The organism is Ruminococcus sp. (assembly GCF_016283395.1).
Map to the genome: position 1 here is coordinate 154,340 of NZ_JAEEMU010000035.1, position 24,016 is coordinate 178,355.

Annotated in this window: 21 protein-coding genes; 5 read left to right on the forward strand and 16 right to left on the reverse strand. The window is 45.7% G+C overall.

The window, feature by feature from the left end; all coding sequences use genetic code 11:
• Positions 1 to 141 precede the first annotated feature (141 nt).
• The 5 genes from QZZ41_RS04895 (at position 142) to QZZ41_RS04915 (ending at position 7,075) form a co-directional block, all read left to right on the forward strand.
• Complete coding sequence (locus tag QZZ41_RS04895) at positions 142 to 1,518, forward strand: diguanylate cyclase (RefSeq protein WP_295068966.1); 1,377 nt, start codon at positions 142 to 144, stop codon at positions 1,516 to 1,518.
• 453 nt (positions 1,519 to 1,971) lie between these two features.
• On the forward strand, positions 1,972 to 3,249 hold the full coding sequence (locus tag QZZ41_RS04900) for an adenylosuccinate synthase (protein ID WP_295068968.1): 1,278 nt from the start codon (positions 1,972 to 1,974) through the stop codon (positions 3,247 to 3,249).
• A 64-nt stretch (positions 3,250 to 3,313) separates the two neighbouring features.
• A complete protein-coding gene (locus QZZ41_RS04905; RefSeq protein ID WP_295068971.1) occupies positions 3,314 to 4,522 on the forward strand; it encodes a dockerin type I domain-containing protein in 1,209 nt (402 codons plus the stop codon).
• A gap of 25 nt (positions 4,523 to 4,547) precedes the next feature.
• Positions 4,548 to 5,744 (forward strand): transglutaminase domain-containing protein, encoded by a 1,197-nt coding sequence (locus QZZ41_RS04910; protein WP_295068974.1) that lies wholly within the window; start codon positions 4,548 to 4,550, stop codon positions 5,742 to 5,744.
• 14 nt (positions 5,745 to 5,758) lie between these two features.
• A complete protein-coding gene (locus QZZ41_RS04915) occupies positions 5,759 to 7,075 on the forward strand; it encodes an ABC transporter permease (RefSeq protein ID WP_295068977.1) in 1,317 nt (438 codons plus the stop codon).
• Between the two features lie 147 nt (positions 7,076 to 7,222).
• On the opposite strand, the gene spoVM is transcribed toward QZZ41_RS04915, so the two are convergent.
• The 16 genes from spoVM to QZZ41_RS04990 all read right to left on the reverse strand — a co-directional run bounded on the left by spoVM (position 7,223) and on the right by QZZ41_RS04990 (position 23,718).
• Positions 7,223 to 7,306, reverse strand: coding sequence for a stage V sporulation protein SpoVM (spoVM, locus tag QZZ41_RS15420; protein WP_367267445.1), 84 nt, complete (start codon positions 7,304 to 7,306; stop codon positions 7,223 to 7,225).
• A 55-nt stretch (positions 7,307 to 7,361) separates the two neighbouring features.
• Positions 7,362 to 8,003, reverse strand: a complete 642-nt coding sequence (locus QZZ41_RS04920; RefSeq protein WP_295068980.1) for a thiamine diphosphokinase — start codon at positions 8,001 to 8,003, stop codon at positions 7,362 to 7,364.
• On the reverse strand, positions 8,000 to 8,875 hold the full coding sequence (gene rsgA, locus QZZ41_RS04925; protein ID WP_295068982.1) for a ribosome small subunit-dependent GTPase A: 876 nt from the start codon (positions 8,873 to 8,875) through the stop codon (positions 8,000 to 8,002). Before rsgA ends, QZZ41_RS04920 begins: the two co-directional genes overlap by 4 nt.
• Entirely contained in the window at positions 8,875 to 11,304 is a 2,430-nt protein-coding gene (gene pknB, locus QZZ41_RS04930) for a Stk1 family PASTA domain-containing Ser/Thr kinase (protein ID WP_295068985.1), read from the reverse strand. Before pknB ends, rsgA begins: the two co-directional genes overlap by 1 nt.
• A gap of 16 nt (positions 11,305 to 11,320) precedes the next feature.
• Positions 11,321 to 12,049 carry a Stp1/IreP family PP2C-type Ser/Thr phosphatase gene (locus tag QZZ41_RS04935; RefSeq protein WP_074714560.1) on the reverse strand — a complete coding sequence of 243 codons (729 nt, stop codon included), beginning with the start codon at positions 12,047 to 12,049 and terminating at the stop codon, positions 11,321 to 11,323.
• A complete protein-coding gene (gene rlmN, locus QZZ41_RS04940; protein ID WP_295068990.1) occupies positions 12,046 to 13,104 on the reverse strand; it encodes a 23S rRNA (adenine(2503)-C(2))-methyltransferase RlmN in 1,059 nt (352 codons plus the stop codon). Before rlmN ends, QZZ41_RS04935 begins: the two co-directional genes overlap by 4 nt.
• A 9-nt stretch (positions 13,105 to 13,113) precedes the next feature.
• A complete protein-coding gene (gene rsmB / locus QZZ41_RS04945; protein WP_295068993.1) occupies positions 13,114 to 14,406 on the reverse strand; it encodes a 16S rRNA (cytosine(967)-C(5))-methyltransferase RsmB in 1,293 nt (430 codons plus the stop codon).
• Positions 14,406 to 15,080, reverse strand: a complete 675-nt coding sequence (locus tag QZZ41_RS04950; RefSeq protein ID WP_295068996.1) for a zinc metallopeptidase — start codon at positions 15,078 to 15,080, stop codon at positions 14,406 to 14,408. Before QZZ41_RS04950 ends, rsmB begins: the two co-directional genes overlap by 1 nt.
• 10 nt (positions 15,081 to 15,090) lie before the next feature.
• The gene (fmt, locus tag QZZ41_RS04955) at positions 15,091 to 16,020 is read right to left on the reverse strand and encodes a methionyl-tRNA formyltransferase (RefSeq protein WP_295068999.1); all 930 of its coding nucleotides are present in this window, start codon (positions 16,018 to 16,020) and stop codon (positions 15,091 to 15,093) included.
• Entirely contained in the window at positions 16,017 to 16,487 is a 471-nt protein-coding gene (gene def / locus QZZ41_RS04960) for a peptide deformylase (protein ID WP_074714555.1), read from the reverse strand. Before def ends, fmt begins: the two co-directional genes overlap by 4 nt.
• Positions 16,488 to 16,504: 17 nt before the next feature.
• A complete protein-coding gene (gene priA, locus QZZ41_RS04965) occupies positions 16,505 to 18,955 on the reverse strand; it encodes a primosomal protein N' (RefSeq protein ID WP_295069003.1) in 2,451 nt (816 codons plus the stop codon).
• Entirely contained in the window at positions 18,955 to 19,164 is a 210-nt protein-coding gene (gene rpoZ, locus QZZ41_RS04970) for a DNA-directed RNA polymerase subunit omega (RefSeq protein WP_074714553.1), read from the reverse strand. The genes priA and rpoZ overlap by 1 nt, the downstream gene beginning before the upstream one ends.
• Positions 19,157 to 19,768: a guanylate kinase gene (gmk, locus tag QZZ41_RS04975; RefSeq protein ID WP_295069008.1), complete on the reverse strand. Its 612-nt coding sequence runs from the start codon at positions 19,766 to 19,768 to the stop codon at positions 19,157 to 19,159. Before gmk ends, rpoZ begins: the two co-directional genes overlap by 8 nt.
• On the reverse strand, positions 19,755 to 20,012 hold the full coding sequence (locus QZZ41_RS04980) for a DUF370 domain-containing protein (protein WP_028518629.1): 258 nt from the start codon (positions 20,010 to 20,012) through the stop codon (positions 19,755 to 19,757). The genes gmk and QZZ41_RS04980 overlap by 14 nt, the downstream gene beginning before the upstream one ends.
• Before the next feature lie 6 nt (positions 20,013 to 20,018).
• Positions 20,019 to 20,897, reverse strand: coding sequence for a YicC/YloC family endoribonuclease (locus QZZ41_RS04985; protein WP_074714551.1), 879 nt, complete (start codon positions 20,895 to 20,897; stop codon positions 20,019 to 20,021).
• Positions 20,898 to 21,126: 229 nt separating this feature from the next.
• Positions 21,127 to 23,718, reverse strand: a complete 2,592-nt coding sequence (locus tag QZZ41_RS04990) for a glycoside hydrolase family 48 protein (RefSeq protein WP_295069013.1) — start codon at positions 23,716 to 23,718, stop codon at positions 21,127 to 21,129.
• Between the last annotated feature and the right edge of the window lie 298 nt (positions 23,719 to 24,016).

Here is a 24,016-nt window from a genome sequence, read left to right on the forward strand (position 1 = left end):
ATTGCGCAAACGTAGAATAATCAACGATTTTTTTGTGCAAGTTATATATTTATCATTTGTTGACAGTATACTATTTAGATGATATAATAATTATATAGACAGATAATATTTTTTATATAATTTGTTTAGGGGGAGAGTTTTATGAAAGAAAAAAGATTCAGATCAAGTAAACGTAATTTCATTCTGGCACTTGCCTTGCTTCTGACCACAAATATCCTTATGGCTATGATACTTTCCATGCTTGCCAAGAAAAATCTGCGCGAACAGATAAAGCAAAGAATGCTGGATATCTCCAATACTGCGGCATATATGCTCAACGGCGATGAGCTTGAAGAACTGAAAGCCGCCGATAAAGGCACTGAAAGCTACAATAAAGCACTTGATATCCTCAGAGCCTTTCAGGAAAACATAGAGCTTGACTATATATACAGCTTACGTGCCGAAGACAATGGTTCCTTTACTTTTATTATCGACCCTGACACAGAAGATCCGGGCGAATTCGGCGAAAATCTTGTAGCAACAGACGGCATGATAAGTGCTGCAAAAGGTAATTCTTCTGTTGATAAGGAAGCTCATACCGATGTATGGGGCACATTCTATTCGGCATACAGCCCTGTTTTCAATTCTGAGGGCAAGGTAGCAGGCATCGTCGGAGTTGATTTCGATGCCGAGTGGTATGACGGAAAGCTCAGCAATAACAGGGTGATCTCCATTATTATCACTATGTGCGCCCTTACAGTAGGTATAATACTCTCATTCATAATCATGTCGCAGAACAGAAAGCGTTTCACAGCAATGCTCAAAGAGGTCGATCAGCTTGATCTGGCTACTCACAGAATAAATGAGCAGCTTATGAATACCTGCATAAAAAAGCTGGATTTCCTGCCTGACAGCGAGAGCGAAGCGATAAAGACTCTGGCACACGGTGAAAGCGGCGATAAGTTGCTGCGTGACGATTATGATGAAGTGACCACAAATCTCCGATCAGTATACAAAAAGCTGGATAAATACGTAAGCTATGTAGATGCAAATATGTATAAGGACGAGCTTACCAATACATACAACAAAGCCGCATACAAAAATACTATCAGGGCTCTTGATGAAAGGATCAAGACAGAAGAGATATCTTTTTCCGTTGCTTTCTTCGATTTAAACGGTCTTGAAAGCATAAATGCGCATTACGGCTTTGAAGCAGGCGATGTGCTCATGTTCCATTCTGCAAGGATACTCAAAAATGTATTCGGAAAAGAAAATGTATTCCGTGTTGCAGGTGATGAATTCATCGCTATAATGGAAGAAAAGAACCATATCCAGATGGTCATGCTTTTTGAGCAGTTCGAGGAGGAACTGAATACATTCAATAATTCAAAGAAGTCGGAGCATATCCTCGGTATCGCAAAGGGCACTTCTTCCTATACTCCAGACGAGCACGAGAATTACCGTCATGTATTCATCGAAGCAAGAAAAAATATGAAAAAAGACAAAGAACTCTATTACCAGAGAAAAAACAGTCTGTAATAAAAGGCGCACTTAGTTTCGGTACTAATACAGAAACTTTACATGAGTTATTGAGGAAAACCCTTTTGAAAAAGGGTTCTTCCTCAAACTCCTTTCCTAAAACTTTCGTTTTTGTTTTTCCCTCTATAGGGCGCGACCTGTATATTTGCAGGTCTTTTTTATTATGTACGCGCCCTATAAAGGGAAAAACCAGATAAAAGTCTTTGGAAGGGGGTACGGGGGAGAACCTTTCCTCAGAAAGGTTTCCCCCGATATGTCCGTATAAAGCCTCTATATCATTACCACGATAAATGCGCCTTTTTATGCACAGCTGTCATTTTTTGCGGTATTGACAAATCTTTCACTTGCACTGTTGCTTTTTGCAAAAGAATGTGATATAATTAATTGTAAGCGTGCATTTAGACAGAAGCAGAACTGTCTGCACAAATAAATATTATGAAAAGAGGAAAACAAATGCCTGCAAATATCGTAGTCGGAACACAATGGGGAGACGAAGGAAAGGGCAAGATCATAGATATCCTTGCTTCCCGCGCAGATGTTGTAGTTCGCTCACAGGGCGGAAACAACGCAGGACACACTGTTGTAAATAACGGCGAAGTATATAAGCTTCACCTTGTACCATCGGGTATCCTTTACCCAAATGCCCTCAACCTTATCGGTGCAGGTGTAGTTCTTGATCCTAAGGACTTCATCGGTGAACTCGACAACCTTGAGTCGAGAGGTATAAAAACTGTAGGTCACCTCAAAGTTGACCCTCGTGCTCAGATCGTTATGCCTTGGCATATCGCTCTTGACGGTCTTTCCGAAGCATTCCGCGGCGGCAAGGACATCGGTACTACAAAGAGAGGTATCGGCCCTACATATATGGATAAATACGAGAGATGCGGTATCCGTATGTACGATCTCGTTCACCCTGAAGTACTTGCTGAAAAAATACAGTCAACAGGCAAGCTCAAAAATGAGATAATCACTAAAGTATACGGCGGTGAGGCTTTCGACCTTGACGCTGTTACAAAGGAATATACAGAATACGGAAAGAGACTTCTCCCCTACATGGACGATGTTTCTGTTCTCACATTCGAGGCTCACAAGGCAGGAAAGACAATCATGTTCGAGGGCGCACAGGCTACTCTCCTCGACATCGACTTCGGTACATATCCTTACGTTACTTCATCACACCCACTTTCAGCAGGTGTGTGCGTAGGTACAGGTGTAGGTCCTAAGGTCATCACAAACATCATCGGTGTTGCAAAGGCTTATACAACCCGTGTAGGTAAAGGACCATTCCCCACAGAGCTTGACGACGCTACAGGCGATCAGATTAGAAACGTAGGTGGCGAGTTCGGTACAACCACAGGCAGACCAAGAAGAACAGGCTGGTTCGATGCAGTTATCGTTCGCCACTCTGTAAGAGTTAACGGTCTTGACAGCCTTGCTATCAACAAGCTCGATACTCTTGCAAATATCGACACACTCAAAATGTGCGTAGCTTACAAGAAGCCCGACGGAAGCATTATCAAGGAGTTCCCGCCAACACTTGAAGAGCTTGAAGGCTGCCAGCCTATATATGAGGAATTCCCTGGATTTAACGAGGATATCTCAAAGTGTGCAAGCTTTGATGAGCTTCCTGCAAACTGCAAGAGCTACATCGCTCGTCTCGAAGAGCTGGTAGGCTGCCACGTAAGCATGGTAGGTATCGGTCCTGACAGATCACAGATACTGGAAAGATAAGAAAATACACAGTTCAGCCGCTTCGGCGGCTGTTCTCATAATAAGATATAGGGGGAGATAGTTTATGAAGACTTTCACAAAATTGGTGGCTGCTGTTCTGACAGCTTCTCTTGCTGTATGTTCAACCGCACCCGTCAATGCAGCAGATACTGATGTAAATTACGACATTCTTATACCAATTGAAGATACACCTTTTGCACTTTCATTCAATTCCGATGAGGAAATGCTGAAATACATCCGCACTCAGATGAAGAAGAAAAACGAGAACATCAAAGTCATCAGAAGCGGTGCTTCGGACGACGAAATGAGCGATTACTCGAGTATGACACTGAGCGGTGTTTTCAAGCCTACAGGCGATCCTACAGAAGGCTGCTTCCTGCGTCTCGGTGTATACGGTCTGTCCTCATGGGTACACAGTACAGACGGCGGACTGATGATAGAGATCTCCGCTAAGTATATGACCACGGCAGAGCAGGATGAAAAATTTGAATCACAAGTCCAAAAGCTGGCAAAAGGGGTGCCTTTAGTTATGGGCGCAGATTATATGGAGCTGCCCGATTCGGAAAAGATATCAACTGTTTATGAATATTTCTTAAAGCTTATGAAAAGCTTTTCATATTCTGAAAATAAAGATGATAATGAGCTCTCTTCCGCTTATTCAGCTCTTATTAAAGGTGAGGCAAATGAAATAGGCTTTTTACAGCTGTTTGTCCGCGCACTTGCTGAGATGGGCATCTACGCAGAGCCTTATTGTACAAATCTTGACTCAACTCTCACCAACGCTCATTACCTTGCAGCTGTCCCCCTTGATGATACATATTATCTCTGCGACCCTGTCTGGGACTATTTATCGGGCTCGGATTCGGGAAAGTATAAGTTCCTGCTGAAAGGCATGAACGATATTGACAGCGATATCGGTTCTTCTGCGGAATATAAGCATATACACGCTGATATACTTGGTATCACTGCACAGCAAATAGCCGAAACTAACGGCTTTTCCCTCTATTCATACGACAAGAAGTTTGAATTCGGCGATGTCAGCGGCGACGGTCTTATAGACTCCGTTGACGCTTCCGCTATACTCGCGGAATACGCAAGACTTTCATCATCGGATAAGTTTGGCATTTTCTCGGCAGGTCAGAAAACTGCCGCTGACATTGATAAAAACGGTCATATCGACTCTGTGGATACTTCCACTATCCTTTCTTATTACGCATATAAATCAACTTCTTCGGACAATACGACTCTGAGCGAATTCATAAGCAAGAAGTGAACTTCCTTTGCAAAGGAGGCATAAAATGAAATACTCGTTAAAAATACTGGCTGCGCTTTCTTCACTTATCGTTCTTACAGGCAGTATAATGCCAACATCAGCTTTTGCTGCACGATCTTCTGTTCCTGATATAGCATCAGAGAATGTTTCTTTGCCGACAAATGACGCAGCTGCACAGATACGCGAATATCTCAAAGCACGTTCTGCCGAATTCACCATATTCGTGGATAATGTAAAATTCTCAGGCGATGAAAGCAAGGCAAAAGAAGAAGCAGAAACCTTATCTCAGTCGCTTATTTTCAAAGCTTTTGAAGAAACAGGCAACGGTGATGAAGGTGATTATCTCCGCTTTGCTGTAAAAAAATACGAATGTCTGGTAAACTTTAAAAATCCGGGAAAACTCACCTATAGAGTCCTGTATTATACAACTCCCGAGGAAGAAGCCATGCTCGATGATAAAGTCGACCGTATACTCGGTGCTCTTTCTCTCAATCAGAAATCCGACTACGAAAAAATACGTGCCATATATAAATACGTCACGGAAAAAGTCTCTTACTCCACTGATTTAGAGGATCAATACATATACTCAGCCTACAATGCTGTAATAAACGGAAATGCCGTTTGTCAAGGTGTTGCGCAGCTTCTTTATAAGATGTATAACGATTCGGGCATACCCTGCCGTGTTATCGCAGGTATATCCCACGATATCAGCGGTGCGAACCCCGACGGCAACCATGTATGGCTCATAGTTAAGCTTGGCGAAAAGTACTATCTCCTCGATCCTACATGGGATCTGAGATACAACGGACATTATTTCCTGTATTTTCTGAAAGGCTCGGACGATTTCGACTCTGTAAGCCCTAATATAACCCATATCCCCCGCAATGACAACGGACTCTCGTTCCCCGACTACAATTCAGAGGAGTTCAAAAAGTCTTATCCCATTTCTCAGTACGAATATAAACCGCCAACATATTCGCTCGGCGACCTTAACGGCGACAAGTTCGTGGACTCTGTCGATGCTTCCATGATACTTGCTGAATATGCGCGTATCTCATCAGGAAACGGTACACGCTCATTCAACTCTGAACAGACAAAGTATGCCGACGTAAACGGCGATGATCTTATAGACTCTGTTGACGCTTCTCTTGTCCTGTCTTACTATTCCACAGTATCTAACGGCAAAGAGATAAGCATTACGGATTTTATTAATTCTCATTAAACGAGGTGTTGATTATGTACGATGAAAACAATCCTATTGGAGGACTCCCCGAGGAGATAACCTATACTCCCGAGGCTTCCAGAAAAGAAGGACCTACAGGCGTTACTGCCCCTGTCCTCGATGATTTCGGATATGCAGCTCCCGTACCAAAGAAAGACGGTCCTACAGGAGTATCCGCTCCTGTGCTCGATGATATGGACAACTTTGTTTCAGACAGCGCGAAAAAAGGCGCACCAACAGGCATATCAGCTCCTGTGCTTGATGACAGTATGGGTTACGGTCAGGCAGACGACAGAAGAGGTGCTCCTTCGGGAATATCAGCCCCCGTACTCGATGATAATATGGGATACGGTCAGTCATACGAGAAAAAGGGTGCTCCTACAGGCGTATCCGCTCCTGTGCTCGATGATAATACAGCGTACGGTCAGACGTATGAGAAGAAAGGTGCTCCTACAGGAGTTTCTGCTCCTGTACTTGACGATAACAGCGCACCCTATACTCATGAAAAGCTCGTACTTTCAGACGATGACATAATCGCAGGTCTTACACCTGACCTGAAAGCTCGTTTTGATGCTCTTCCTGCTGATAAACAGCAGCAGATAATCGACATGAGAAGAACTCAGCTGGGCGCAGTTGCTCCTCCCGTACAGGTCAGCGCACCTGTACTCGATGAGGACAATTACACTCCTCCTCCGAAACAGGAAGAGCCTAAACAGCCACAGCCGCAGGCTCCCGTATCTGCTCCTATACTTGATGACGAGCCTGAGCCGCCAAAGTATCAGCCTAAGTATGTTGACGAGGATCTTCAGCGCGCTAAGTCGCAGGCAAGGACTTCCACTAATCTCTCATATGAGCAGAAAGACTCAAAGGCAAGTCTCCAGATGATGCTTGCCCTCAAGGAAGAAGCCCGCCAGAGAGAAGCACAGAAAGGCTTCAAAATTACGATCGTAATCGCTATTTTAGGCGTTATTGCAGCTGTTGTATTTTTCCTGCTCTACTCAGGTCAGCTCGGACTTGAATACAAGGACGGTCTCAGCGGCATAAGCAAAACAATCGAGAATTCAGCAGTATATATTGCAGGCGCAGCAGGTCTGCTCTCACTTCTTCTCATGACAGGAATTGGCGGTATCAAGTCATTGACTTCCTTTGTATTCCTGATCTTCGGAGTTATACAGCTGTTCCCCGGACTGTTTATGATAAACCAGCATAAGGGCAGCTCAGGTCTTGCTATCCTGCTCTATGCGGTATCGCTCATACTCACAGTCGTTGTTTTCTTCATACTCTGCGGAAGCGAAGCTGTAGGACAGTATTTCCACAAGGATAAGTCATAAAAAACGTCTCCTGTAAAGGGGCATAAAACCAGTGTTTTTCAACGAAAAAGCATTGATTATTCAATAATTAAAAAATAAAAATATATTGCAGTGATATAAAATTACGCAATATCAGGAAAAAGGCTGACTCGCATGAGTCAGCCTTTTTTATTGCTCTTCTTTTTTGATACCGAATATCATACGCAGAAAACCTGATACGAATTTCGGGCTTTTTATGACAACTATCTTCAAGATGTTATCCCTCCTTTGATGATATACTCTATTATATTCATCAAAGGCGTTTTTGTTACTTGTCTGTGATTATAATAAGTGCAAGTCCGTTATTGATACGAAGTCTTGCCTTGCCTTCGGTTATCTCGTTGCTTACTCCTATGGGGAAGGACTGCACCATGCAGTAATCCTCAAGAGGATACTTGACTCCGCGGAAATAGTCTATGCCAAGACTTTCCGAAAGTGCAAATACAGATAAATAAATGCCGTTATCTCTGTTGCGGTAAACGACCTCGCCGTCATCTGCTCCCTGTATCGTAAGGTCGCTGTCACCGTACATATTAAGTGTACAGCCCTGCTGATAGGCATATATCATAGTCTGGATATTTGCAAAGCTGTGCTCGAATCTGCTGCCGCCAAGACCGCCGTACAGGTCGATATTTGAGTAGCCAAGCTCTATTGCGTGTTTGACAGCCATAAGAGTATCCGTGTCGTCCTTGTCGGGGACGCTCTGCAATATCTCGATACCTGACGGCAGCTCTTCCGTATAGGAATCGAAATCGCCTACGATTATATTTGGTACTACACCAAGCCTTTTGGCATGATTATAGCCGCAGTCAGCACATATCACAAGGTCTGTTTCCTTCAGCCTTTTAAGAAGCCTTTCAGTACTCTTTTCAGGCACATCTCCGCCTGCGAATATAGCGCATTTTTTCATTTCAATTCCCACTCCTTCAGCTGTTTAGCCTCTTCATACATAGTTTTATAGCTTTCATGGCGGCTTTTCGATATCTCGCCGCGCTCCACCGCTTCTACTACCGCACAGCCCTTTTCACATACGTGTGCGCAGTCTCTGAAACGGCACTTATCGGTAAGCCCCTCAAATTCACGGAAACAGCCTGCAAGCTCTTCCTTGCGGATTATATCGTATCTGTTTGTCTCAAAAGTTGAAAATCCCGGAGTATCAGCTATATATCCGCCGCCGCTGAGCTTATAAAGCTCCGCATGGCGTGTAGTATGTCTGCCTCTGCCCAGCTTTTTGCTTATCTCGCCTGTTGCTATATTCAGCGTAGGGTCGACTGCATTGAGCAGTGTTGACTTACCTGCACCCGAATTGCCCGTAAATGCGCTTATCTTTCCTGCAAGAAGCTTCCTTACAGCTTCTACTGATGCTTCGTCATCATACTTGACTTCGACTACATCAATGCCGATGCCGCCGTATATCTCATGTATGGGACTGCTGTCGCCCAGATCGGTCTTTGTGATGACCACAACGGGAGTTATGCCCTTATACTCTGCTATAGCGATGAACTTGTCCAGTATGAGATAATTAGGTGCAGGCTCACAGGTGGAGACTATGAATATAAGCTGGTCAAGGTTTGCAAGGGGAGGTCTTATGATACAGTTTTTTCGGTCGGCTATCTCGGTTATAACATCGTCCTCGACGTTAACTCTGTCGCCGACACAGGGACTGATACCCCTGTTGCGGAAAACTCCTCTCGCCTTACACTCATATATACCGTCAGGGGACTCTACACTGTAGAGTCCCCCTAAGCATTTTATAATAATTCCGCTGGTACTATTCTTCATCAGCTGTTCCAGTGCCAGATATTCGGGCCGCTGTCATTTGACTCCCAATATCCGTTTACTCCGGGAGCGTATAATGTCCATACGCCGTTTATCCACTCACCGAGTACATGATCGGCAGCGTCATAGTACCACCATGTTCCGTCAGGGAGAGTAAATCCGTTTATGCCTTCCTGATGATCGTTCTGAGGTGCCTGTGTCGGCTGCTGTTCAGTCGGCTTAGGAGCTTCCGTTGGAGCCTCTGTCTCAGGCTGCTTGTATCCGCCTACTGCGCTGAATGCTCCTCCGATATCCTCAGATATAGTTGAGTAAGAATTTGTTGAGAAGTCGAAGCTGTATGTTCCGAGAAGAGCTCTCTGTGAAGTTGTCATATTGTAAAGGTAAGCCTTAACTTCAACGCCCTTGCCTGAACCGTCGATAGATACTGATGCTGTTGACATACCAGGGCAAACGATAAGACCTGTTGTCTCAGCCTTTGAGTGTCCCTTTTCGTCTGTAAGGATAAAGTCGATGCTGAAACGTCCGTCTGCATCACCAGGAAGCGGTATATCAATGCTTACCTTACCGTCAGGGATAGTACCATCGCTGACATAGAGAGTAATTGTAGAACCGCCCTCTACCTTTGTGCCCTTTTCAGGATCCTGCTTGAATACTGTATCCTTCTTTTCGTATGAAGGCTCTGAAACTGTCTCTACCTTGAGGTTCTTATATCCTGCCTTGATAACAGCGTCATCAATGCTCATGTGTGTATAGTCCTCAAGCTCGAACTGCTCTGCATTTGCGCCCATGCTTACGTAGAGAACGACTGTAGAGCCCTTATATACTTCCGTACCCTCTTCAGGCTCGGATTTGATTACATAGTTTGGATTTACATTAGCGTCCGAACGTTTGATTATCTTACATTCAAGACCTCTGTCCTTGAGCTGGAGCTTTGCAAGGTCTGCGTTTATTCCTGCAACATGAGGAACATCAACAGTCTCCATACCCTTACTGATAGTTACCTTGCAGACATCACCCTTCTTGAATACTGAGCCTGCTTCGATACTCTGCTTGATAATGCAGTTTTCATCTTTTTCGTTATACTCAGAGCCTTCGATCTGGAACTTGATGCTGTTGCCCCATTTCTGTTCTGCCTCATAGTAGTCCATACCATAAAGCTCAGGCATCTTATTGCCACCCTTCATGGAGTTGTTTGTGATAAGGTTTCTGAGCATTGTTACAACGAAGAACACTGCAACGATGATAACAACGACAACTACTGCTGTAAGAACTGGGACTACCAGTGAAGAACGCTCTTCCTCCTCATCGTCCTCGTCATCGTCGTAACCGCCGTTATTGTTATAGTTATTTGTGTATGCGTCATTGTATCTCTGAGAAACAGAAGTACCACCGCCGTTTGCGCCTGCGTTTCTGCCGCCTGCTGACATTGCAGCTGCTGCTCCTGCATAAGCAGGTGCTCCGACTGATGAAGCTGCAGCCTTTGCAGCGTAGGCACTTGCTACCTCCTGTCTGCTCTCTGACTGTACATTGTTTTCAACTGAAGGATCGAGCATCTCCTGCTCGCTCTCGTCGTCCTCCTCAGCATAGTAACCGAAGGAGATATGGGGATCTGCCTTGAAAGCTTCGATATCGCTTATCATTTCGGCAGTTGTCTGATATCTGTCCTCAGGAGCTTTTTCCATAGCTCTGAGTACGATCTCTTCGAGACCGTCAGGGATATCGGGATTTATCTGCTTTGGACGCTCTGGGATATCATGCATATGCATTACTGCGATAGCAACGGGGTTATCGCTGTCGAACGGCTTTCTGCCTGTGAGCATCTCGTACATCATTGCGCCTACCGAGTAGATATCGCTCTTAGCATCTGTTACGTTGCCGCTTGCCTGCTCGGGGCTGATATAATGAACGCTTCCTATTGCCTGATCTGTAGCAGTCTTGCCCTCTTCACGGGCAAACTTGGCAATACCGAAGTCCATGACCTTTATAGTGCCGTCAGTGAACATCATAATGTTCTGCGGCTTTATATCGCGGTGGACTATACCCTTGTCATGAGCGTGCTGAAGAGCACGGAGTATCTGTATAACGAAATGAACTGTGTCCTTCCATGAAAGTACCTTTTCCTCTTCGATATACTCTTTAAGTGTGATACCGTCGATATACTCCATAACGATATACTGTATCTTTTCAGAGAAGCCAACATCGTATATCTTTACGATGTTCGGGTGAGAAAGTACTGCTATCGCTTTTGACTCGTTTCTGAAACGACGCAGGAACTCTTCATTTTCTGCAAATTCCTTTTTCAGTATTTTTATTGCTACCGTTTTGTTGTCGATAACATCAACGCCCTTGTATACTTCCGCCATACCTCCGACGCCGATAAGCTCGGTTATCTCATATCTTCCGTCGAGCTTTTTGCCAATGTTTTTATCCATTTCCTTTCCTCCTGCGTTAGTCAGAAATTACCGCAACAGTTACATTGTCACGGCCGCCCTTTGCGAGAGCTAATTTAATAAGTTCGTCTGCAACATCATCAAAATCTGAGTTTAGTATGACGCTGTATATCTCATCGTCGCTGCAATAACCTGAAAGTCCGTCAGAGCAAAGCAGCAGGCTTATTTTATTATCCTCATAATCAAGCATAAATGTATCTGTAAGCACTGTTTTTTCTACGCCTACCGCTCGGACGAGCATATGCTTCTGAGGGTGAACTTCCATTTCCTCCTCGGTGATCTTGCCCTGTTCAAAGAGGAGAGCGGCTACGTTATGATCGGTAGTGATCCTTACGAGCCCCGTATCCGTTATAAGATACGCTCTGCTGTCACCGACATTGGCTATGAAAGCTGTTTTCTTGTTGACAAAGGCAGCAACACAGGTCGTTCCCATGCCAAAATTCTTGAAATCGAACCTTGCCCGTGTATATATCACGGAATTAGCTGCCGAGATCGAGGAGATAAGGAGTTTACGGATCTCTTCATCGCTCAGACTCTCTTTGTAATCCGCCGAAAAACGCTGGAAGAATTCTTCTATTGCAAGCTCGCTGGCTTCCTTGCCTGCGCGCTCGCCTCCCATACCGTCACATACCACGGCGAGAACATTATGGCCGAAATATTCGCATCTCACTGCGTCCTGGTTTTCTTCGCGCATGAGACCGATATCCGTGCCAAAGCGAAATCTCAAGTATCCGCACCCCCATTCTTTTCATTCTGCTGTGCAGCATCGCGTCTAAGCTGACCGCACGCTGCTTCGATATCGCTGCCGAGAGTTCTTCTTACGGTAGCGTTTATTCCCCGCCTGCCAAGCAGTTTTGCGAATTCCGCAACGCCTGAACGGGCTGTATGATAATTTCGTTCCCTTACCTTATTAACGGGTATAAGGTTAACATGGCAATTCATTCCCCTCAGCAGCTTTGCCAGCTTATCAGCATCTGCGGGCGAGGAATTAACATCATCGATAACGGCATATTCAAATGTGACACGCCGTCCCGTCTTATCGATATAATATCTGCAAGCCTCGATGAGGCTCGGAAGATCATACTTTTTATTGACGGGCATTATCTCGCTTCGTCCCTCGTTATCCGCACAGTGGAGGGATACCGAAAGAGTAAGCTGCAATTTCTTGTCCGCCAGCTCATATATACGCGGTACGATACCGCAGGTAGAAAGCGATACGTGACGAAGGCTCATATCATTGCCGTCCTTATGGGACAGCAGATGCAGGAACTTCATAACGTTGTCAAAATTGTCAAGGGGTTCACCGATGCCCATGAGCACCACTCCCGAGACACGTTTGCCTGAATCACGTTCAGCCTCGTAGATCTGCAATAAAATCTCCGAGGCAGTAAGACTTCTGACATAGCCTGCTATAGTTGAAGCACAGAAGTTGCACCCCATTTTACAGCCCACCTGAGTCGACACGCAGATGCTGTAACCATAGCTGTATTCCATGAGAACAGTCTCGACGAAATTGCCGTCAGAAAGCCTATAAAGATATTTTACCGTATTATCTATAGCAGATTCAAGCCTTTTCTGCACAAATAGTCCATTTATACAAAAAATTTCGTTCAGGCTGCGGCGTAATTGGACAGATATATCAGTCATTTTGTCGAAATCAAGGACTCTTTTCACGTGCAGCCACTGAAATATCTGCTTTGCACGGAATTTCTTCTCGCCGATGCTCGTCAGTATCTCTGTGAGCTCGTCAAGATCAAGACTGAGAATATCGATCTTTTCCAATTTATCACCTTACTTTTTCCTGAATTTTGCAATAAAGAAACCGCTGCCGAATTTTGGCGGCATAAGTGTAGCCATAGTGCCGAATTTTTCTCCAAGCATCTCGGGAAGCTCAACTGCCTCCAGCTCAGGGTGTTCGCGGAGAAGTCGTTCACAGACCTCTTCATTCTCGGCTCTGCGCACTGTACAGGTAGAATAAACGAGAGTACCTCCTGCTTCCAGATAGTTCAGCGCGTTGCACACTATTTTATATTGTATATCGGGGAGCCCTGCAAAGTCTGAGATATTCTTGTACTTTATCTCGGGCTTGCTGCCAATGACTCCCAGTCCCGAACACGGGACATCGCAGAGTATCTTAGTAAATTTCGGCAGGTCGGGGTTAAATACTGTCGCGTCCCCTGCCGCTGCTTTTATATTGGTGAGGCCAAGCCTTTCCGCACCCTTGCGTATGAGCTCGGCACGTTTTTCGTGCAGGTCAAAGGCGTATATCTCGCCTTTACTGTTCATAAGCTCCGCCATAGTAAAGGTCTTGCCGCCGGGAGCTGCACATATATCAAGGACTCTGTCCTGCTCAGTAGGAGCAAGGGCTTCGCAGCAGAACTGTGAGGCAAGTCCCTGAACATGAAAATACCCTTTTCTGAAAGCTTCCGTTGCTGTTAAGTCACCGCTTTCAACGGTGTAGCAGCACTCTCTCAGCTTTTCAGCCTTGATATCGCCAAGTGCCTCATTAAATTCTTTTTCATTACATATTAACGCATTTCTGCGTATATATGTGACACTTTTTTCAAGAGAATTTTCAAGAAATCCCTCTGCCTTTTCTGAACCGTAATCATCGGTAAGACTTTTCACCAGTTCGGCAGGTGCGGAATACTTCACGGACATTGCTTCCGCGGCGTTTTTAGGCAGCTTTATCTCCTTGCCGCTGCGAATAAAATTACGCAATACTGCATTTACCATACCCGAAGCACTTGTCTTGCGGAATTTCTTCGCAAGTGCAACGCTTTCGTTTACGGCTGCGTTATCGGGAACACTGTCCATATACATTATCTGATAGATGCCGCAGCGCAGTATATTAAGGATAATACTGTCAAGCTTCGCAATGGGACGGGAGCTGAGTCCGCCGATTATATGGTCGAGAGTCAGCTTACGCTCTATTACTCCGTAGTAAACAGCAGAGCACAGCTTCTTTCCTCTGTCATCAAGGTCAGAGGCTTTGAGACCGCTGTCCAGCTGCAGATTTGAGTAGCTTCCTCCGCTGAAAGTCTTATCGAGAAGCTTTACAGCAAGATATCGCGGGTCTGTCATTATCTTCTTCTTGCAGCAGCAAGAAGTCTGAGAAGCTGGATAATTGATGAGATAAGAGCTGCAACGTAAGTCAGAGCAGCTGCTGTGAGAACCTTCTTTGCCTTCGGTACCTCATCCATCTCAAGGATACCATCTCTCTCAAGAGTCTTTAAAGCTCTGTCACTTGCATTAAACTCGCAAGGAAGAGTAACAAGCTGGAAAAGAACTACTGCTGCAAACATTGCGATGGAAATATAGATCAGGTTCGTTCCGATAGTCATCTGGCTGAATAAAAGACCGATGATGAATAAAAAATACCATAAATTTGAACAGATACTTACAGCAGGAACTATCTTGCTTCTTATTACTATAGGAGTATAGTTCTCAGCGTGCTGGCAGGCATGACCGCATTCATGAGCAGCTACGCCGATAGCAGCAACAGATGTATTGCCGTAACATGAGTCTGAAAGTCTTACAACATTTGCCTTAGGATCATAGTGGTCGCTGAGATTGCCCTTGATATGCTCGATACCAACATAAGAAAGACCGTTTGCATCGAGTATCCTTCTTGCAACTTCATCAGCAGTAAGTCCTCTTGAATTACTTACACTGCTGTACTTACTGAAAGTACACTTTACGTTTATCTGCGCAATAAGAGGCAGAAGAAGCATTACTAAAACCAAAAATATAGCCATATTTTCCTCCTTATCCGAGTATCTCTCCCTCAGTCAGCTTCTTGCCCATGAGGAAGTCCTCTGTGTTCATGCGTTTTTTGCCCTCAGGCTGAACTTCGCGGAATATTACCGCACCGCCGTCGCCGCACTTTACTGCAAAGCTCTTTGTATCGACAACAGCTCCGTTTTCAGCATTCGGATACTTTTTATCTGAAAGCTCCGATCTGAATACCTTCAGGCGTTTGCCCTCAAGCATTGCAAAACCCGTAACTCCGCGGATAGTATTGTGTATATCCGCAGCAGACTTTGAAAAGTCCAGCGCACTCATTTCCTTGCGTATCATTGGAGAGTAACAGCTAAGACTGTCGTCCTGTACTTCGGGATGAAGATCGCCGCTTTCGATAGCTTTTAAAGTTTCTGCAAGGACTTCACCGCCCATGTCGGAAAGTCTCGCATAAAGCTCCTCATAGGTCTCATTTGCGCCTATTTCGGTGCTTTTCTTGATGAGCATATCACCTGTATCAAGTCCCTCGCTCATCTGCATGGAAGTAACACCTGTCTCCTTCTCGCCATTGAGTATTACCCAGTTTATAGGAGCTGCGCCCCTGTATTTCGGCAGAAGTGAAGCGTGTATATTCACACAGCCATGCTTCGGCAGCTCAAGGACTTCCTTAGGAAGTATCTGTCCGTAAGCTGTAACGACTATAAGCTCTGGTGATATATCGCGGAGAGTTTTCATAGCTTCCTCTGCGTCATCGCCCTTTCTCAGCGAAAGCGGCTGATATACAGGTATGCCGTACTCCTCGGCAGCAGCCTTTACAGGCGTAGGTATGAGCTTATATCCTCTTCCCTTTGGTTTATCGGGCTGAGTGAACACTGCTGCGATCTCATGTCCGCTCTCTGCAAGAGTACGCAGACAAGGTACAGCAAAATCAGGTGTTCCCATAAATACTATTTTCATTTTTTAGGCTCCTCTGGTACAAAGAATTCTTCGACTATTTCTGTGAATATATGACCGTCAAGGTGGTCGTTCTCATGGCAGGTACACTGTGCGCCGAGATCTGTGAAATCACGCTCGAACCAGTTTCCGTTCCTGTCCTGTGCTTTGAGGTGACAGCTCAGAGGTCTTGTAACATAGCCCCATACATTAGGGCATGAAAGGCAGCCCTCCTGCACACGCTGTTTACCCTCTTTTTTGGTAACTTCGGGGTTTATAGCCTCAACTATATCATTTTCGTCAAGGTGCATAATGAATATCCTGCGGCATAAGCCTATCTGCGGAGCAGCCAGACCAACGCCCTCAGCTTTGTCGAGAGTCTCGTGCATATCGTCAAGAAGCTGCGCAAGCTTTTCGTCAAACTTCTCCACAGGCTTGCAAACCTTGTGGAGCACCTCGTCCTTATCGGTTAAAATTCTTCTAAGTGCCATTTTATCCTATCCTTTTCTCATACGCCCACATCGCCGTTCATATCGGCATACAGGGTGATTCCTTTCATCTCTTTCAGCTTTGCCGACTCTGTAAGGACTCCTCTTATATAGCCCCTCATTTCGGCGTTGTTCTTGCATTTCATTATTATCCTGTAGCGGTACTTGCCGTTTATCCTGCCGTAAGAACATCTGACAGGACCGAGAACACGCACGGGAGTTTTCGGCTGAAGCTCCCTGAGCTTATGATTCATAAGTCCCAGAACAGCGTCCGCGCCCACCTTGACTGAAAAGTCCTCACCGCCTGCAAAGCAGAAAATGCACATATCGCACAGCGGCGGAAATATCATTGCGCGGCGTATGGCTATCTCCTCATTGTAAAAGCCTTTGTAGTCCTGCGCGGCAGCAAGATTCATGATATAGTGCTCGGGAATGAAGGTCTGCAATATGGCTCTGCCTTTACGCTGCCCGCGTCCGCCTCGTCCAACCACCTGAGTGATAAGCGAGAAGGTGCGCTCATAGCTTCTGAAATCCCCTGCATAAAGAGCCTTATCCACCGACAGTACACCTACAAGCGTAACATCGGGGAAATCCAGTCCCTTGCCTATCATCTGAGTACCTATCATTATGTCATATTTCCCCTCGCGGAATTCCTTGAAGCTTTTCTCGTAGGAATACCGTGAGAATGTTGTATCCGCGTCCATGCGCAGTATACGCGCAGTCGGGAAGAATGTGGAAAGCTCCTCTTCAAGCTTCTGCGTACCGAAGCCCATATTTTTAAGGTGCTTCGAGCCGCATGAGGGGCACTCCTCCACAGGGTCACTGACGTAGCCGCAGTAGTGGCACATCAGCTTGTTGTTTTTCTTGTGGTATGTCAGCGGTACCGAGCAATTCGGGCAGTACAGCGGCTGATAGCAGTCGCAGCAGCTTATGATAGTGTGATAGCCTCGTCTGTTGAGAAGCAGTATGGACTGCTCGCCGTTTTTCAGATTAAGGCTTATCTCCTCCGCAAGTCTGCGGCTGAACTCCGTGCGGTTGCCAGCCTCACGCTCAAGGTTCATATCAATGATACTCACCTCAGGAAGCGGCGAATTCTGGTATCGCTCCTTCATTTCGAGAAGCTTGTATACGCCCCTTTCGGCAAGGTAATAGCTCTCAATTGAAGGTGTTGCCGAAGCAAGCAGAAGTGCGGACTTATGGTAAGCACATCGCTGCTTGGCGATATCATGTGTGGAATATCTTGGCGAACTGTCCGACTTATAGGAACGCTCGCCCTCCTCATCTATAATAATGAGTCCGATATCACTGAGCGGAGCAAATACAGCACTTCTCGTACCAATTACGATATCCGCATCGCCCCGTTTTATTCTTTTGTATTCGTCAAGTCTCTGCCCCAGTGACAGTCCGCTGTGTATAACAGCTACCCTCTCACCGAAAAGCGAACGAAACCGCTTCAATATCTGCGGAGTGAGACCTATTTCGGGAATGAGCAGCATTGCCTGCCTTCCCATTTTTACAGTATCGTCTATGAGCTTCTCAAATACCGAGGTCTTGCCGCTTCCCGTTACACCGTGAAGCAGGAATACCGCAGGCTTTCTCTCAAAAAGCTGAGCCAGTACGGTATCGTGAGCCTTCTGCTGTTCATCTGAAAGGACTATATCCTGCGGACTTCTTTTCTCGTCAGTATCGCCCTCTACCCTTCTCAGCACCTCAGCTTCGTATTCCTCAGCTGCTCCGTTTGCGCAAAGACGCTTCACTACCGCTTCGGTAACTCCGCACATATACGCAGCTTCCCTTACGGCAGCAGAGCCGAATTCCTCAAGGAAATCAGCGACTTTCTTCTGCTTTGTAGTAAGCTCGAAGCCCTCGGGAGCACTCATATACTTTTCTGTAAGGCGCACCATTCTCACTGCTGCATCGCCCACAGCCTGCCTGAAAACGTTGTCCGAGTCCAGAGCACCTGCATCGCACAGCTCGTCGGGAAGATGTCTGCCCTTATCTATTATATGCTTCTCTATCAGCTCATTCAGCTCTTTGCTCCCTGCCGTACCCGAAAGTATTTCCAGAAGCTCGGCTGCCTCATTACTGAGAGAAGATATATCCGTGAAATTCTTAACAAGCCTGAACGTTTCTTTCGCGCTCACGCTCATTGCAGGCGGGAGCATGGCTTTTACTGCATCAAAATAAGTGCAGAAGGTATGCTCTCTTATATACAGGGCAAGTCTGAGAAGCTCCTCCGAAATGACAGGTTCTTCGTCCACAAGTGACACAAGGGATTTAAGCCCCTTGCTATCCCCCTCGGAGAGCTTCATGACCACTCCTATCCTGCGTTTGTTCCCCTTTCCGAAAGGTACAAGCACTCTGCATCCGCAGGTGATATCCGCTTTCAGCTTTTCGGGAACAGCATAGCTGAACAGCATATCAAAGGAATAAGCTGTTCCGCTGACTGCGGTCTCCGCAATAAGGGGCATTACTCGTTGCTCTGTGGAACAGTGCTTACTATCTTGCACTTTCCGCTTGCAAGCTCCTCAACAGCTGTCTTTACAGGCTTCTCTTCAAGAGTCTCGCCGTTCTCGTAAAGCTCCTCTGAGATCTGTCTTGCACGCTTTGCAACAGCAATAACGAGTGAATAACAGCTCTCATTCTTTGTGATGATCTGATTTACTGCAGGTCTAAGCATTTTTAAGCACCTCTTCTATAATATCGCCCGAAAACTCTTTTTTAAGCTGCTCTCCGCGTATAACTGCGAAGAAGTCGCTTATAGCGTCCTCAAGGGCGTCATTGACAATGATGTAATCGTATTTCTCAGCCTGAGATATCTCCCATGCAGCCTTTGAAACACGCTCTTCTATGACCTCATCGGTCTCTGTGCCGCGCTTTTTGAGTCTGCGGCGGAGTTCACCTATTGAAGGCGGAACTATAAATATAAACAGTGCATCGGGACGCTTTTCGCGTATTTTCATTGCGCCCTGAGGCTCTATTTCGAGAATTACGTTGAGTCCCTTTTCAAGTCTGCCGTCCACCTCACTGGAAAGTGTGCCGTAAAGGTTCTGGCAGTACTCGGCGTGTTCAATGAACTTGCCGTCAGCAATACGCTGTTCAAAGTCCTCACGGGTAAGGAAGTGGTAATTCACACCGTCCTTTTCACCCTCTCGGGGAGCTCTTGTAGTTGCCGAAACAGATACTGCGAAACGCTGGTCCTTCAGTATCTCCTCCAGCATAGTACCCTTTCCGCAGCCCGACGGAGCGGAAAATACAATAAGTCTGCCTTTATTCATCGTCATCAGCTCCTCCTGAACCGTTTATTCTTGCAGCAAGAGTCTCTGTAATGAGTGATGAAAGGATAATATGACCGCTGTCCATTATCATTACGGCTCTTGTTTTTCTTCCGTAGGTAGCGTCAACGGCTCTGCCGTCGTCGCGCGCCTCCTGAACGAGGCGTTTTATGGGAGCTGACTCGGGGCTTACTATAGTCACTATCCTGTCAGCTGACACCATATTTCCGTAACCTATATTTATAAGCTTCATGGTAAATTACTCAACATTCTGGATCTGTTCGCGTATCTTCTCGATCTCAGCCTTCATATCGACTACCACCTTAGTGATGTTCAGATCCTGAGCCTTTGAACCGATAGTATTTACCTCACGGTTCATTTCCTGCACGATGAAGTCCAGCTTTCTGCCCACTGCGTCATCGCCCGATACCATATTCTCAAGCTGAGAGATATGGCTGCGGAGTCTTACAGTTTCCTCGTCAACAGCTATTTTCTCGGCGAAAACAGCTGCTTCCGTAAGAACTCTCTGGTCGTCTATGTCCTTGCCTTCAAGGACTTCGCTGAGCTTCTTGTAAAGTCTGTTTCTGTAGTTTTCAACGGTAAGCGGTGAGAGTTCCTCAACCTTTGCTACCATTTTAAGTATGCCCTCAGCCTTTTCGATTATGTCGGCTTTAAGGCGTTCACCCTCTGTCTGGCGCATTTCAACGAATTTGCCGATAGCCTCTGAGGCTACCTTTGAAACGTCCTCCCAGACCTGTTCCTCATCATCGGGAGTTTTCTGTATATTGAATATATCAGGGAGCTTCATAAGCTTTGAAAGTGTGATGTCGTCCTCCACACCAAGCTCATCGGCAATGCTTCTGAGAGCGTTGACATAGCCCTCGGCTGCACCCTTATTAACAGCGATCTCGGTATCCTTGCCTTCGATATTATTGATCGTTACGGCTATTTCTACCTTGCCGCGGGAAATGCTTGTTTTGAGCAGAGCCTTCAGCTTTTCATCTATATAGCTGTAGGTCCTGGGAACTCTTGACGAATATTCATAATATCTATGGTTAACTGAACGGATCTCAACAAGGATATCGCGTCCATTAAGTATCTGCTGCGCTCTTCCGTAGCCTGTCATACTTCTAAGCACCCTATCGCCTGCTTTCTTAGGAATATTTTTTCGCATAAAAATGCTATTATAATATTATATCATTATTTAAAGTAAAATGCAAGCTTTTTTCGGAAAATATCGGGGAATTCAATTTTGCAGAAGCGAACACCCTCGTCCTCTCCGACTTTACGACTCATGGCAGAATTGGGCATAAAAAAGCTGCACGGAAAAACCGTGCAGCTTTAATCTACTTAATTATAAGTAATAATTACTTAGTTGGATCAAGTGAAGCGATCTTGTTGAGGAGGAAGTTCTGGATACGAACTGCGTCCTGAGTTGTGATGCCCTTGCTTGATGTATCAACGTCAGCGTTAGCCTGACCCTGTGCAGTGATAGCTGTAGCGTCTGTACCGCCGATGCCATACTTGTTCGGGTTAGCAAGGCTCTGCATGATAAGAACGATATCTGACATATCAACGTCGCCGTCGCAGTTAGCGTCGCCCCATACCTTAGCAGTTGGAGTTACAACATCTGAAATTGTTGTAGTTGTAATAACAGGTGGCTGTGTTGTAGTTGTAGTTGTAGTTGTTGTAGTTATTGGAGTTGGATCATCCGGCAGAACATCTGGATAGAGAAGTGCCATTGTACCGTAAGCAACTACAGCGTCACCAGCGTGCCAGAATCTGTGATACTGGAACTGGTAGTCGCCACAGTCAACCTTACCATCGCCATTGTTATCTGTACCTTCACCATCGTAGTACTTCTTGCACTCCTGCCACATCTTATCCTTCTCGTAGCTCTTACGGATTGATGAGAATGTTGCGCCTGGCTCAAGAACAGAACCATCAGGCATTTTGCCCTTATAGTAATCAGGAATATAAACCTTCTCTTCGTATACTCTCTTGAGGCTTGGGTTAGAATCAGTAAATGTGATACCGATTGCGTCACGTCCCTCATTGTACTGAGCTGTAAGGAGTCTGTTAGCAAGGTAAAGTGCCTTTTCAGCAACAGATGTGCCTTCCTTCTTTGAGAACTCAGCGTCAACGCCCTTAGCCTTAGCATAGTAAATAAGTGTGTTACAGAGTGAGGATACGCATCCTACGTCTCCCTGACCGTAACCGCCGATCTTACAAGTAAGCTTCTGGTTACCGTTCTCGTCGTATGTACCTGTCCAAGTATCAGGTGTGCAAGTATAGTCTGTATCACTTGAACCCCAGTCAAGAGTTGAAGGGATAGCATATGTATGTGTATTACCAGCATCGTCAACATAGTCGAACTTAGTATTCTTCTCGAACCAATCAACCCATCTTGTAAGGAGCTTGTCAAGAGCATCCTCAAGGCTGAGTCCGCCGTACTTCTGGCTAGACTTGTCGCCGTTTGTTACTACATAGTAGTAAAGCTCAGCAAGACGCTGTGTTGACCATACCTGGTTACCGATCCAGTGGTTTGAACCCGGGTCAGCGTAAACAGGATGTGGAACGTAAGCCATCTTATAGAATGTAGCGTGGCCTGAAGGATATGTCTCGTAACGACCTCTCCAGCTGTTTGTACAACCACCAGCGAAAGGACCGTCTACAGACTGGAGCCACTGATACATTTCGATCTGTCTCTTGAGAGACTCTGTATAGTCGTCATTTGCGCCCTTAGCCTTCATACCAGCATTGATTGATGAATCATAGAGAAGACCATAAGCAGCAAGTGGGTTCTGATAGAACTGATGTGAGTGTGAGCAGCCGATCTGCCAAGCCCAGCCGTAGTTGCCGTAGCTTGCCTTGAGAGCTCCGCCCCAAGCTGTATACCAGCCCATGAGGTAGTGCTGACCGCCGTTGCCTGACTCAGCAGAGCTTGTGAGTTTTGTATCCTCAGCGATCTTCTTGTAGTACTTATCAAACATGTCGTTACGGCACTGGTCACCCATCTTACCTGCGAGAGCAGATACAGAAGAATCACCTGCGTTGTACTGGTTTGCAAAGTATACAGCGTGGATACAACGATCCTCAGCGTCAGGAGCGTTTGTGAATGAGTACTGCTGCGGAACCTTATCCTTACCATTGAAGATAGCCTTGATACCGTTACCGTTATCCTTATCAGTACTATCCATACCATAAAGGAGCTCTTCAAGACAAGGAGCAGGAACTGTCTCGAAACAAGACTCCTGTTCGCCTCTCTGGAATGTATTGATAAATGTGAATTTGCCTTCGCCGTCTGTGCCCTTGCTGAAGCCGTACCAGTCGTCAACGTCAGCGAGCCAGTTCATGAGGTAGTAACCTTCATCACTGCTGTATGCAGACTTGAATGTCTCATAAAGTGGGTTAGCAGCCTTACCGCCTTCCTGCTTTGCAGGATAGTCACTTGGCTGGTCGCACTCTTCTGATGAGTCAGCCTCAACCTTTGTCTGCTCCCAGAATGAACCGTAGTCGATATCTGATCTGCCGTGAGCCTTTGACCAACCAGGGATCATAGCTTCCATTGTGTTCCAAGCCTTCTTGAGGTCGCCCTTAGAACCGCTGATAACATTCTTTGTAGCAAGAACATCGTGCATAGCAGCCATCCATACGATGTATGACATAGCTTCTGATGTTGTCTCGTGACCGTAGTCAGGAGCCTCAACGATGAATGTTTCTACTGAATGATAAGGAATACCGAATCCAGAACCATTTGTCTGTTTGCTAAGGTAGCCGTTCTCTATACCGTTTGTTACAACGTCATCATAAAGTGATGAGAACATCTCAGCGTAAGTAGTTTCCTTTGCATAGCTTGACTTTTCAGCAGCTGAAGCAAATGTAGGAAGAACTGCGGTTGCGGACATTGCAGCTGCAAGAACGCCAGCTGCGAGAGCCTTATTCTTTTTGCTTATCATTTGTTTTTACCCCTCTCGTAATAATATAGTGGTTAAAAAATGGATTGCCCCCTAAGGTTCGCACTTTCGGGGGTGCATACGAAAATACTTCGTACACTGTGTGCATTTTCACGCAGACTGCACACAATTCTCAAACTATTTTCAAGATTATTATATTCTACAATTCAATGCGTGTCAACAGTTTACTTCTGAGCAAAGTCATTTTTGTTGCAATGCACACAAAGCTATTTGCTTTTTTGTACATTTTGTCTACCGCTGAAAACAGCTAAAAATCGGATATATTAGCTATATGTTAATA

Coding starts and splice junctions, on each gene's coding strand:
- QZZ41_RS04895 (WP_295068966.1), top strand. CDS start 142: ATGAAAGAAAAAAGATTCAGATCAAGTAAACGTAATTTCATTCTGGCA.
- QZZ41_RS04900 (WP_295068968.1), top strand. CDS start 1,972: ATGCCTGCAAATATCGTAGTCGGAACACAATGGGGAGACGAAGGAAAG.
- QZZ41_RS04905 (WP_295068971.1), top strand. CDS start 3,314: ATGAAGACTTTCACAAAATTGGTGGCTGCTGTTCTGACAGCTTCTCTT.
- QZZ41_RS04910 (WP_295068974.1), top strand. CDS start 4,548: ATGAAATACTCGTTAAAAATACTGGCTGCGCTTTCTTCACTTATCGTT.
- QZZ41_RS04915 (WP_295068977.1), top strand. CDS start 5,759: ATGTACGATGAAAACAATCCTATTGGAGGACTCCCCGAGGAGATAACC.
- QZZ41_RS04920 (WP_295068980.1), bottom strand. CDS start 8,003: ATGAAAAAATGCGCTATATTCGCAGGCGGAGATGTGCCTGAAAAGAGT.
- rsgA (WP_295068982.1), bottom strand. CDS start 8,875: ATGAAGAATAGTACCAGCGGAATTATTATAAAATGCTTAGGGGGACTC.
- pknB (WP_295068985.1), bottom strand. CDS start 11,304: ATGGATAAAAACATTGGCAAAAAGCTCGACGGAAGATATGAGATAACC.
- rsmB (WP_295068993.1), bottom strand. CDS start 14,406: ATGACAGACCCGCGATATCTTGCTGTAAAGCTTCTCGATAAGACTTTC.
- QZZ41_RS04950 (WP_295068996.1), bottom strand. CDS start 15,080: ATGGCTATATTTTTGGTTTTAGTAATGCTTCTTCTGCCTCTTATTGCG.
- fmt (WP_295068999.1), bottom strand. CDS start 16,020: ATGAAAATAGTATTTATGGGAACACCTGATTTTGCTGTACCTTGTCTG.
- def (WP_074714555.1), bottom strand. CDS start 16,487: ATGGCACTTAGAAGAATTTTAACCGATAAGGACGAGGTGCTCCACAAG.
- priA (WP_295069003.1), bottom strand. CDS start 18,955: ATGCCCCTTATTGCGGAGACCGCAGTCAGCGGAACAGCTTATTCCTTT.
- rpoZ (WP_074714553.1), bottom strand. CDS start 19,164: ATGCTTAGACCTGCAGTAAATCAGATCATCACAAAGAATGAGAGCTGT.
- gmk (WP_295069008.1), bottom strand. CDS start 19,768: ATGACGATGAATAAAGGCAGACTTATTGTATTTTCCGCTCCGTCGGGC.
- QZZ41_RS04980 (WP_028518629.1), bottom strand. CDS start 20,012: ATGAAGCTTATAAATATAGGTTACGGAAATATGGTGTCAGCTGACAGG.
- QZZ41_RS04990 (WP_295069013.1), bottom strand. CDS start 23,718: ATGATAAGCAAAAAGAATAAGGCTCTCGCAGCTGGCGTTCTTGCAGCT.